Raw genomic sequence first — 12,061 nt, 5'->3', positions numbered from 1 at the left:
ATGCTCAAACGTGCGTGAGCATTTCTAACCCATCATCGAGCAATCTGACTATGCCTTAGTCAGCAACCTCGTCCCAATCGGAGCGGGCTGTGTTTTGGAGAGCTATGTCGAAGTCGGTCATAGCGGCCATCCACTTGGCGAAGGAGCTGTCTCCGCGTTCGTTCAGCTGGTTGTACAGCTCGGAAGCCATTTCGCGGCGGACATTGTCATACAGCGGCACGGTGTAGAGATTATTGAGCTCGAATGGATCGCGCTTGAGATCATAGAGCTCGTTAATCGATTCGTGTGAAACGACTAACTTGTAATCATCTGTGCGCAGCATGCGCTGTTGGATAGGGAAGTGCAAACCGTGGAATTCGCAGACGATATTCTTACGCCAATCGTCCACGTCCTGACCTGCGGCCAATGGGATGACAGAACGGCCATCTTCCACCAGCGTGGTATCCAATCCAGCAATATCCAAAATCGTGGCTGTAACATCAATCAGTGAGACATAGTTCTCATTGGTTGTGCCATGGGTAAGGCCTGGAATGCGCACGATATAAGGGATGCGGTAGATATCGTCGTACATAGCAGGGCCCTTGTCGTTAAGGCGGTGGGAACCCGTAAATTCACCGTGGTCTGAGGTGAAGAACATGGCGGTGTCATCCATCAATCCCAGCTCACGTACGACATCGAGGATGCGGCCGATTTCGAAGTCAATCATGGCCACATAGCCCCAGTACACGGCAATGAGCTTCTTCCACTCCTCTGCATTGAAGGAGGAGGTGGACCAATAGACGGCGTAGTTTTGCTGAACTTTTGGCTTATCCAGCAAGGTGTCGTCAAAGCTCTTTGGCAATTCCACATCGTTTGGATCGATGAGATCGAACCACTCATCCGGCAAGAAGTATGGAAGATGAGGACCAAAGAAGTGGACATCCAAGCTAAATGGCTTGCCACTGGTCTTGTAATCCTCCGCATACTGACGCAGACGTGCAATCGTACGATCGGCGATAAACCGTTCAAAGGTTGCCTCTTCTGGCTGATCCAAACGAGCTGCCAAAATATGGCCGTCACGGTTGCCTGGCAGCTTACCGCGCCAGAAATCATGAGCCTTCACCGGCGGAAGATTGTTTTCTTCCAACCAAGCCACATACTGCTCGTTGGCTACAGGATTTTCTGCGCCCCAGAAGGTGTCATCATCGCATCCGAACTTATCTGGCAGGTTTGCGCCGCAGTGGTACTTGCCCACCATGCCCACGTTATAGCCGTGATCGCGCAGTTCCTGCGTATAGGTCCAATCCGTTTCAGGAATGGCCGTGGAATAAGCGATATTCCATTCTGGATTTGCCAGTGTCTGATGCTTAAACGGCAACTGGCCCGTAAGCATGGATGCTCGAGCAGGTGTACAAATTGCCGATGGCGTGAAGCCCTTGGTAAAGCGGCATCCTTCCTGAGCTAGTGAGTCGATATTAGGCGTTTGTGCGTGGGTATTTCCCCAGCAGCCTAAGGTATCGAGACGATGTTGATCGGTCATAAACGTAATGATATTTCGCACATTTTGTGGAACTATACGTTCATTCTCTGCCATTTTTTCTCCTTGAATAATTGTAAAAATTGCTAACCGAGCGAATTACTTGCCCATATCTTCCAAGGTCTTACCCTTTGTCTCCTCGAGATACTTCCAGGCGAAAATCACCGCAAGCACGCCGAATGCGCAGTACATCCAGTAGGTGAAGGCAGGTGACCATTCGACCAAGTAAGGGAAGAGGAGCACGATAAGGAAGTTGAAGAAGAAGTCAGAGCCTGAAGCCAAAGACATAGCGCTTCCGCGGATATTATTAGGGAACATCTCGCCCATCATGACGGAGAAGATAGGGCCCCACGATGAGGTAAATCCGAGCAAGAAGCAGCACAGAGCGGCAACGGCGAAGAAGCCGAGCACTGGGCTATTGCTGATGTCTGGGCCGTTAGGTCCCATTGGTGCCACGGTGAAAACGGTAGCGACGGTGCCCAAGGCGATGAACATTAAGGTGCCGCCGTACATGAGCATACGCTTGCGACCCACGCGATCGACCAAAAGAATTCCGGCCGTGACGCCGACAATCTTGAAGGCGGTTAAAATCAAGGTCTGCTGGAAAGCGGTGGATTCTGGCATGCCCACAGCTTCGAACAATGTATTCGAATAGAAGAAGATACCATTGGTACCGGTTAATTGCTGGAAGGCTGCAAGAGCCATGCCCACAAGCACCAGCGTGCGCCACTTGGACTTCAGCACTTCGACGATGCCCAGCATCTTCGTTGTGCCACCCAGAGTGCTCTTAATAGTAGTCACCTCGGCATCGATATCTTCTGCAGGCGTCAGACGTGCCAAGATTTCCGCAGCCTTCTTATCCTCACCCTTAGAAATCAAATAACGTGGAGACTCTGGGATAAATGGCATCAAAATCATGTAGACCAATGCTGGGATGATCAAGCACAGGAACATAACCTGCCATGCCTTCACGCCCATAAAGACTTCTGCAGTAGAGGATCCCGCAATCTGACGCGCACCCATATTTGCCACAGCAGCAAAGAGCAAACCTAAGATAATGGCCAGCTGCCTAAAGGAAATCAGACGCCCGCGAATACGAGCTGGTGAAATTTCCGCTACATAACCTGGAGCAACGGTTGTCGCGGCACCAAAACCGATACCTCCAACCACACGGCACAGAAGAAGGAATGGATATCCACCCAAGTATGGGCATAATGCACCGAAAATAGCTTCAAACATGAGCAGTGGGCCTACCCACAACAAAACGCCACGACGACCAATGTGATCGGATAGGCGTCCGGCAATGACGGAACCGATTAAACCACCGATAATACCCGCAGATCCTGCAATACCTTTAGCAAGAGCACCAAGATGGAATTCACTACCGACAGCGCTAATGGCTCCATTGAGTACCATGCCTTCAAATCCGTAGAAAAGTGGACCAAGGGTAACAATCAATGCCAAGGTAGTGGCATAACGTTCAGCCTTCTTCACCTTCTCGGAGGATACGGTCTGGGAACTAGACATAAAAACCTCCCCTTTGAGATTCAAACTGTGATGAAGTTATCACAATAAGTTCAGTATACCTCCTAAATGTAAAGACTATTGACATAAATAGAAAAAACTTAGAAATCCCAGACAATTTCTTCTTTCTGTATTACGTATAAACCGCAAGAATAAGCCATTTCTAACACTCTATAAAAATATTTGAAAAATCATAAATACGTTATGTGTCTTTGCAATTGTGGCGGTTTAGGTTTCAAACAGAGAAAAAGTTCGGCACACGCAAGGCGTGTGCCGAACGGAGAGGGGATATAATACGCTTTAAAAATCAGAAGCTCGTTGAAATCCTCTGCGAAATCGTATGATTCGCATGAGGAGGAATCGAAAGAGCACCTTCTTTACAGGCACTAGCTTCTACGCAGACGAATTGGGTCCATTCACCTGGTTGCATATCTGGTATGGCATCACCAGACACGGAAGGGTTCCATACGACGGTATTCGTTGTGCCGTGTGTGGATATGTGTATGGAGCGTTTAAAGGATGGGTCTACAATGACGATATCCTTGATGCTGTCGTAGATGCGATCGACTTCGCCAGCAATGCGTAATGAGCGCTCGTCTTGCGTGTGTACTGCGAAATTATCTGTTGCATCCGTGTAAGTGGCGCCTTCGAGGCCATTAATGCCGATATCGCGCACATGGGAAACATGAAAATATGTGTGCAGTGCCATTTCAAAATCTACAGCCGTGTCGTTATCGTTGAAAACACTCAACTCAAGACGTAAATCCTCGTCGAAGTAAATATCGTACTGTGCATGGAACTGCCCAAACGTAGAAGGGTAATCCTGTGCTATATCTGCGCTGGAAAGCGTGTACTGCAGATGATGTGCATCGCTACTGCTCGAGTATGTCCAGTAATTGACGCGACCCAGCCCATGCTTGGGTTGAAGTTGGGCATCTGCACCGTGTATATACCCATTGGAAAACCACGGGAAGATAACAGGAATGCCTCCACGGATTGCGGTGTTTTCGGCTAAATAGATAGAAGAAGGTTGCCAGATAACGGATGGATTATCGAATTCCCCGTGAAGTCTTGCGGCCTGAGAGCGGGGAGTCCATTGCAAAACATGCGCTGCGTAATCGCTCACGCGCAGTGACGAGTCATCATTGACGAGGTCACGCATAATAAATGGAGTAGCCATGAAATTATTATAGCATAGCTATTTACGATAAAGTTTTGCAGGATAATTTTATTTGAATATATGGATGGAAATCCCATAAATGCGCCAAAACTGTGTGTTTTAAAAGGTGTTGCTATGGAGCATAGTAGACGTAAATTGTCGATTAATCTATTTAATTGTAAGGTAAGTAGACAAAATTAATTTTTAATGCTACATTCGATTCATACACATGCATATGAGCAGAAGTGCTGAATGTGTATACACGATGCAGTGCTAACCCTAGTAACTCTGATAACACTGGTAACTCGCAGCTATACACGCTATACATTGCGACGCTAGTTCAATCTAGTGCACGCGATAAGGACGGTGTAAGGACGAAGGATGACAATGGTGGGCATACGTTTTGCGATAGTCGCACACACTCCGGCGACTTTAGAGAGCATGCCTGCACGACCTGTCTTCACCGACAGACGTGGAAACTATATGCGGTCACAGATTAATATGACAGATAAGTGTCCCTTGTAGAGAAAAGGCTGCGCAGAATGACGACGATGAAGAGTACGCCAGCGGATATCAGATCCCACAATATAATGGCCGTGTTTAATCTCCTCTTTGAGCGGGAGACGGTTTCACGCGTTGAGCTGGGCAAAGAACTCGGCCTGTCGCGTATGGCCATGAGCGATGTGACCAGCGAGATGATGAATTCTCGCATAGTGCGCGAAATTGGCATGGATCAACGATCTGGTCGTGGCAAAAGGTCCACCTTGCTGGCGGTAGACGATACCTATTGGCGCGTGATTTCTGTGGATTTATCCGAGGCTTATCTCATCAAAGGCGTTTTAGTCGATCTCAGCGGACATGTGGTGGAAAGGGTCGAGCTGCCGAAGCATCCGGAGGATGTTTTGGATCGATCCGATGTCATCGAGGTATGTCACCGTTTGGCGGCCTTAATTAAACCTGGCATTCAAGAAGCACTGGGCGTGGGCATTACACTGCCTGGCATTATTGACACCAAGGGGCATGTGATTAAATCCGTTTTTCTGGGTTGGGATAATGTCAATTTGCAAGAGGAAATTGAAGCTGCCGTTGGTCTGCCTACGGTGGTGGGCAATGTAACCAATTCTGCATTAGTGGCAGAACGATTCCTCGGTGAGAGCTCCGAAAATTCTATGCTGATTTCGCTCAAACGCGGCGTGGGTGCAAGCCTGTGCATAAACGATCGCATCGTGCATGGGGACAGCTTTACCACAGGAGAAATTGGTCATGTGGTCGTCGACCCGGATGGTCCAGAATGCGAATGTGGTAAAAAGGGCTGTTTAGAAGCGCTGGTGTCCCCAGAGCGCATCCGCCATTTAATCGCGGAATCGCCGTTGACACGCACGCAGATTCTGTCCCAATCGGGGCAAGTGCTGGGACGCGTTCTCTCTATGGCTGTGGGCCTGCTCGATTTGCACGATATTTGCGTCTATGGTCCCGCTGATATTGTGGGCGCGGCCTTCCTAGGTTCGATGCGTGAGGAACTCCACTCCATGATTGACACAGAGTGGAGGAAAATCCCTCCTATTCGTCGTTGCGTACAAGGCGAAGATTTGGCCTTGCGTGGGCAAGCCGTCATGGTTATCCGCAAACTGGTACCTAAAATTAGGCAAATCGTCACTCAAGAAGATTTAGATACTGCAGCCGAGCAGTATTGAAAGGTGGAAGAGAAAGGGAAATTCCATGAATGCTGTGGATTCACAAAGACGTGAAATTCCGAGCGATATCGCGCTTGGCATTGATGTCGGAGGCACGAAAATTGCCGGCGTTGCGTTGGCAAAACACAATGGCGTACACATCCTCAAACAGTATGAACTTCCGGCTCCTCAGGGTGCACAGGCTTTGATTGAGCGGATTCATCAGATTGTGCATAAGCTCACCGAAGGCTTGGATATCAAAAACATCCGCTCCATCGGCATTGGCACCCCGGGCAAGGTGGATTCTGATACAGGCGTGGTCGAAAATATTGCGAACCTCAAGGTGGATAAAGTAGCTTTGGGCTCTTCCATAGAGGAGTTGACAGGCATTCCTACCTCGGTCGTCAATGATGTCAATGCTGCGGCCATAGGGGCAGCGGCGGTGCTGGACTGCGCTGAAAATGTCGACTCCGGTGCACTGTCTGAGGCACAGACTGACACGCAGCAATCAAAAACGACGCACAATACCACGGTTTTCCTCAACCTCGGCACAGGGCTGGCGGCCGGTGTGCTTAGAGATGGAAAACTGGATACCGGTTACAGTGGCGTGGTAGGAGAAATTGGGCACGTGCCTATCGAAAAACATCATTGGAATTGTGCCTGCGGGCAGTCGGGATGTTTGGAAACCGCCGGAAGCGGAGGAGCAGCGGTGCGACTGTGGCCATACGATTCACCAGCAATGCCAGCCGTTATTCGTCACGCTCATGATATGAATTCTTCCCGATATCTAGAAGCTCGCGAAACCTTGCACACGATTATTGGAGCCATCGCCGATACCGTGGATATTATTGCGGTAACCATCGATCCTCAAAACATCATTATCGGTGGCGGCATGGCAAAAACAGGCGATGTGCTCCTCAAAGAGATTAAAAATGAATTGGGCAAGCGGGCACAAAATTCTTCGTTTATCACCTCTCTTCAGCTCGACCAGAGGCTGGTGCTCGCACCTAGCGACCAGCCAATTGGAGCAGTAGGAGCGGCGCTGTACGAGAAGTAAAGAAATCAACACATTAATTTTTTCGCACACTGTGGTGCTTGGAACGCTACACCAGGGCTTTGAGTTCACGGCGTGAAAATAACAACAAATCAAGGAAATAGGAAAAACACATGGCAGAAGTAATTATTGTCAACAATGAAAAAGAAGCCGGACTCCTCTATGCCCGTCGCGTCGCCGACCTCATCCAGTCACGGCCAGATGCTGTGCTCGGACTCGCCACGGGATCCAGCCCGCTGGCTGCATATAACGAGCTCGCACAATTGGTAGCCGATGAGCACATCGATGTCTCCCAGGTACGCGGTTTTGCATTGGACGAGTATATTGGATTGCCGTTAGAGCATCCAGAATCTTACCGCAGCACCATCAATCGCACCGTCGTGGAGCCTTTGGGCTTACATCCTGAGCGTGTCCATGTGCCCGGCGATAGTCTCAACGGCATGGGGCTCAACGATCCAGACGCTGCCAGCAAAATCCTAGCGGCAGGACCTGCTTATGATAAGGCCATCGCCGAGGCCGGCGGCATAGATGTGCAGATTTTGGGCATTGGTACGGATGGTCATGTGGGCTTTAACGAGCCGGGCTCTTCACTCGCTTCCGGTACCCGTCTGAAGACCTTAACGGAGCAAACGCGTCAAGATAATGCTCGATTCTTCGACAATAATCTCGATCTCGTGCCTACACACTGTATTACACAAGGCATTGGCACTATTTTGCGCGCTCGCCACTTGGTTTTGCTGGCCTTTGGTGAGGGCAAAGCAGATGCGGTGCAGGCCACTGTTGAAGGTCCAGTCAGCGCGATGTGCCCTGCTTCAGCGTTGCAACTGCACCCACATGCGACGATTATCGTAGATCAGGCGGCGGCTTCGAAGTTGACGCATAAGGATTATTACGAATTCGTTTACGCACAAAAGCCACAGTGGCAGTCAATTTAGCCCTGTGCGACGTACAATAAAACGTGTACGTGCGCAGTTACAGATCAGTGTTAATTTGCAAAGAAGCATATTATGGATGAACAAAGAATGAATACAGCCCGCGATATGAGCAGCAAGCTAGCGCAGCCTGCTCAAGCGGTGGCAATTTTCAATGCAAAAAAGGTGGATGCGAACGGTATCCTCGAGCATTTCTGGCTGGTAACGGATGGTGAAAGCATCCTTGCTACGGGTACCAACGAGGAGGAATTCGAGGCAGCCGTTGGCCATGCGCATATTGAGGATGCGCAGAAAATCGATGCGCAGGGCGCCATGATTACGCCGGGATTTGTAGATATCCATGCGCATGGCGCATGGGGAAGTGCGTTTGATGATGGCGTCGATGGTATAGAAATGGCGCGTGCTGGGCATATGTCTCATGGTACGACGCGACAAGTGCTCAGCTTGATTACCAATCCTCTCGATACCATGTGCACAAATATCAAAACCGTACGCGATCTTATGCCATCGCGTCCGGATATTTTGGGCATCCATCTCGAAGGCCCATTCCTCGCCCTGTCGCGTAAGGGTGCTCATGATCCGGAGTGTCTAAAGGATCCAACTGCTGATGTGGTGGAGCAGTTGTTGGATGCGGCACAGGGGACCTTGCGACAGATTACAATCGCACCGGAGCTGCCACATGGCCTGCAAGCTATCCGTCAGTTTGCTCAGGCCGGTGTGGTGCCTGCTGTAGGACACTGCGATGCGGATTATGAGATGGCGGGCAAGGGATTTGCAGCGGGCGCGCGCATTATGACGCATATGTTTAACGCTATGAACGGTTTGCATCATCGCAATCCGGGTCCTATTCCAGCCGCGGTAGAGGACTCACGCGTCGTTATTGAGTTCATCAATGATGGCTTCCACGTGCATAATGCCATGGTTAAAATGGGCTTTGGTTTTGCGCCACATCGTATCGCCTTTGTCACCGATGCTATGAGTGCTACGGACTGCGCGGACGGTCATTATTTGCTAGGCGCGCTGGATGTGAATGTTGAAGATGGACATGCACGTTTGGTCTCCAACGGTGCTATTGCGGGGTCGACCTTGGTGCTCGAAAAAGCCGTACAGCGCTCCGTAGAAATCTTAGGCATTTCTGCCGTGGATGCGGTTGAGGCTGCCACCTTAACGCCCGCAAAAGCTTTCGGCTTTGACCAACCTAACGAGGTCACGAAGTATCCATTAGGCCTGCTTAGTGCCGGTTATGCAGCCGATTTCAATCTGCTGGATGCAAGCTGGACAGTGCAGCATGTATGGTGTGCTGGACGCCAGATGAAATAACGTGTGCTGAATCTGGGAAGAAGATACATGTGCCCAACCGAGAGCATCGGTTGGGCACATTGCTTACCACGTTTTGGGTGTTAAATCCCGAGTTTAGAGATTTCGGAAGTAACTAAAGAATTCCTGCGTTTGTGGATTCTTCGACTCATCCATAACCTCTCGAGGCGTACCATTTTCGATGATGTGGCCGTTGCGCAGCAAAACGATGCGATCGGCAGCCTTATGTGCGAAGCTCATTTCGTGCGTGGCCATCAAAATAGTCGTGCCCTGCTCTTTAAGCTCCATGACCATTTCCAGCACTTCGCCCACCAGCATAGGGTCCAGAGCCGAAGTAATTTCGTCCAATAACAGCAATTCTGGATCGGTCATTAACGCACGTACAATAGCCACGCGCTGCTGCTGACCGCCAGATAGTCGGTCGGGGAAGGATTGAGCCTTGTCCGCCATGCCGATGCGCTCCAGCAGAGCCATAGCCTTATCCACGCTGTCCTTCTTGCTCTTTTTCAATACATGCGTGGATGCCAAGATGATGTTATCCATTACCGACATGTGAGGGAAAAGATTAAACTGCTGGAAAACTACGCCAATGCGCGAGCGGATAGCATTTTCATTGACACGAGGGTTGGTAATATCCGTATCGCCCAGAAAAATTTGGCCATCGTTGACGCGTTCCAGCAGATTCACACACTTCATCAGCGTGGATTTTCCTGAACCGGAAGGCCCGAGCAGCGCCACAACCTCATGCTCGTGCACGTCAAAGCTCAAATGGTCGAGGATAAGATTGCTCCCATAGGCCTTGGTGACATTATCGAGACGTAATACAGCTTTAGTGTTTTCTGAAGCGTTCATCATACTGTGCCTCCATTGAGCTCGCGCTTGCGCAGACGTGCGGTGTACCAGTCATTGAGGAGGATAAACGGCACGCTCATGCAGATAAATGCTACGGAAGCGGTGATATATGGTGTGAAGTTATAGGTGCTCGCCTGCATAATTTGGGCGGAACGAATGGCATCGACAGCACCCAAAGTGGAGATCAAGCCCACATCCTTTTGCATAGAAATAAAATCATTCATCAAAGCAGGCGCCACCTTCCTCAAGGCTTGAGGAATAACCACCATACGGATAGTTTGTAAATTCGTCAGGCCTAACGAACGCGCGGCTGCACGCTGAGAAGGGTGCACATCGTTAAAACCGGCGCGCAAAACCTCCGCTATATAAGCCGAGTAACTCATGACGATAGCCACTGTACCCAGCAGGGTTGGGGAGATGCGATAGGTCACAAGGCCTGGCACACCAAAACCGATCAAATACAGCACCACAAGCATCGGAATACCGCGCATAATCGTGGTGTAGAAAGTGGCTATCCACCTCAACGGCAGCATGACGGCGCTACGGCTGGTACGCAAAAGAGCCAGCAGCGTGCCAAAAATGGCCACGCCAATGACGGCGAAAAACAGCACTTGGATGTTGAGCAGAAGACCTTCAGCTACGGTTGGAATGGACTGTACGAAGTAGTTCCAGTTAAAGAAAGTGAACTTGACTTGTTGCCAGCCCGGGGAATTATTTAAGGCCGTGGCGATGACGGCGACGAGTACGATGGCGCTGACAATACTCGTAATAACGGATTTTATGCTTTCAGACCGGCGATATTTTTCGCGGTCACGTTCAACTGCGCTCACGGAGGAGGGGTCAAAGGTTGCCATGAAATTCTCTTTTGTTTGAGTGCGTATAAAGTTGAGGTTCTTCCTTAGTAAAGGAGAAAGGCGAGGTGCATAAGTCTGCCGGGTACGGAGAGAATTATGCGAATTCTTGCTTCGAAAAGGCTGGATTTTCCAACGCAAGGTACTACATTATAGACAAAATTTTATAATTATTGGTAAAAAACAAAAAGCGGCATAGCCTTATGCCATGCCGCTTCTGTGCGCTTAGCTCAAAACAGTCAAAGTGGTATATGCAGATAACCACTTATCCTGAAGTTCCTTCAAGGTGCCGTTCTCCTTCAAGGTATTGACGGCTGTGGTCACCTTTTCCGTGAGCTGAGAGCCCTTTGGCAGTACGATGCCCATGCCTTCGCTGTCTTCAGAATCGGCAATCTGTCCGAGGACCTTTCCATTCTCGCCAGCCTGACCGGAGTCCACCATGTTCACCGCAGTTGGGGTATCCACCACGAGTACGTCAATTTGGCCAGAGGACAGAGCGGCTACGGCATCATCATTATTGTTGTACAGCTTGATGTCGTCCTTAATCTTATCCTTAGCCTGCTGGTAAGAGGTGGTGCCGGTCATGGAGCCGACAACGGCATCCTTCAAGTCTGCCAACGATGTGGCATTGGCAAACTGATTGTCGGACTTGACAATCATGGCCTGAGTCGTGTTGTAGTAGCTAGGGGAGAAGTCCACTGCTTGCTTGCGCTCGTTGGTAATGGAGAACTGCTGGATATTCATATCCCAGTCCTTAGCGCCTGGAGCAATGGCGGAGTCGAAGGTAGAACGTGTCCACACGACATCATCCTTCGAATAACCCATGGCCTCTGCTACGGCGTACGCCACTGCAGCTTCGTAGCCTTCTCCAGATTCAGGGTCATTGTTTAAAACCCATGGGGTGTATGCGGGTTCGCCGGTGGCAATAGTGAGCTTGCCATCCGTAACGGTTTCAGAACCACTGCTCGACGTCGTTGCGCCACAAGCTGCTGTAAAAGCAAGCAGAGCAGCTGTAACACCTGCGAGGATGGTGCGTCCGAAATTTTTGGAATTAAACATGCACGGCTCCCAATTTTTCTCTCAAAAGTAAAATCTGCCTTTTTATCGTATCGAAAACCCTAGTACATTTTCTGACCATTTTTCATCTAGTGGATAGTTTGACTATTCTTCGATTTTTTACGGT

The 12,061-nt window shown here is 49.8% G+C and carries 10 protein-coding genes; 4 read left to right on the top strand and 6 right to left on the bottom strand.

The genetic code is table 11. From position 1 onward, the window contains the following. Positions 1-55: 55 nt before the first annotated feature. From D570_RS0104030 to D570_RS0104020, 3 genes are all read right to left on the bottom strand, one after another. Positions 56-1,573 carry a sulfatase-like hydrolase/transferase gene (locus D570_RS0104030; RefSeq protein ID WP_018143118.1) on the bottom strand — a complete coding sequence of 506 codons (1,518 nt, stop codon included), beginning with the start codon at positions 1,571-1,573 and terminating at the stop codon, positions 56-58. A 42-nt stretch (positions 1,574-1,615) separates the two neighbouring features. Further along, positions 1,616-3,043, bottom strand: a complete 1,428-nt coding sequence (locus D570_RS0104025; RefSeq protein WP_018143117.1) for a sugar porter family MFS transporter — start codon at positions 3,041-3,043, stop codon at positions 1,616-1,618. A 304-nt stretch (positions 3,044-3,347) separates the two neighbouring features. Further along, complete coding sequence (locus D570_RS0104020; protein ID WP_018143116.1) at positions 3,348-4,220, bottom strand: D-hexose-6-phosphate mutarotase; 873 nt, start codon at positions 4,218-4,220, stop codon at positions 3,348-3,350. 569 nt (positions 4,221-4,789) lie between these two features. Between D570_RS0104020 and D570_RS0104015 the strand changes: the two genes are divergently transcribed. The 4 genes from D570_RS0104015 (at position 4,790) to nagA (ending at position 9,178) form a co-directional block, all read left to right on the top strand. Continuing rightward, positions 4,790-5,893, top strand: a complete 1,104-nt coding sequence (locus D570_RS0104015; protein ID WP_018143115.1) for an ROK family protein — start codon at positions 4,790-4,792, stop codon at positions 5,891-5,893. A gap of 25 nt (positions 5,894-5,918) precedes the next feature. Continuing rightward, on the top strand, positions 5,919-6,929 hold the full coding sequence (locus D570_RS0104010; RefSeq protein WP_018143114.1) for an ROK family protein: 1,011 nt from the start codon (positions 5,919-5,921) through the stop codon (positions 6,927-6,929). 110 nt (positions 6,930-7,039) lie between these two features. Beyond that, entirely contained in the window at positions 7,040-7,861 is an 822-nt protein-coding gene (gene nagB / locus D570_RS0104005; RefSeq protein WP_018143113.1) for a glucosamine-6-phosphate deaminase, read from the top strand. A 72-nt stretch (positions 7,862-7,933) separates the two neighbouring features. Then, the gene (nagA, locus tag D570_RS0104000; protein ID WP_018143112.1) at positions 7,934-9,178 is read left to right on the top strand and encodes an N-acetylglucosamine-6-phosphate deacetylase; all 1,245 of its coding nucleotides are present in this window, start codon (positions 7,934-7,936) and stop codon (positions 9,176-9,178) included. 93 nt (positions 9,179-9,271) lie between these two features. Here the strand turns inward: nagA and D570_RS0103995 are convergent, their stop codons facing one another. The 3 genes from D570_RS0103995 to D570_RS0103985 all read right to left on the bottom strand — a co-directional run bounded on the left by D570_RS0103995 (position 9,272) and on the right by D570_RS0103985 (position 11,937). After that, positions 9,272-10,030 (bottom strand): amino acid ABC transporter ATP-binding protein, encoded by a 759-nt coding sequence (locus D570_RS0103995; protein ID WP_018143111.1) that lies wholly within the window; start codon positions 10,028-10,030, stop codon positions 9,272-9,274. Next, on the bottom strand, positions 10,027-10,881 hold the full coding sequence (locus D570_RS0103990; protein WP_018143110.1) for an amino acid ABC transporter permease: 855 nt from the start codon (positions 10,879-10,881) through the stop codon (positions 10,027-10,029). The genes D570_RS0103995 and D570_RS0103990 overlap by 4 nt, the downstream gene beginning before the upstream one ends. Before the next feature lie 222 nt (positions 10,882-11,103). Continuing rightward, complete coding sequence (locus tag D570_RS0103985; RefSeq protein WP_018143109.1) at positions 11,104-11,937, bottom strand: ABC transporter substrate-binding protein; 834 nt, start codon at positions 11,935-11,937, stop codon at positions 11,104-11,106. Positions 11,938-12,061 lie beyond the last annotated feature (124 nt).

Source organism: Alloscardovia criceti DSM 17774, assembly GCF_000376885.1.
GTDB lineage: Bacteria > Actinomycetota > Actinomycetes > Actinomycetales > Bifidobacteriaceae > Alloscardovia > Alloscardovia criceti.
Note: the sequence above shows the minus strand (reverse complement) of the source record. Positions and strands in the feature narration are given on the sequence as shown.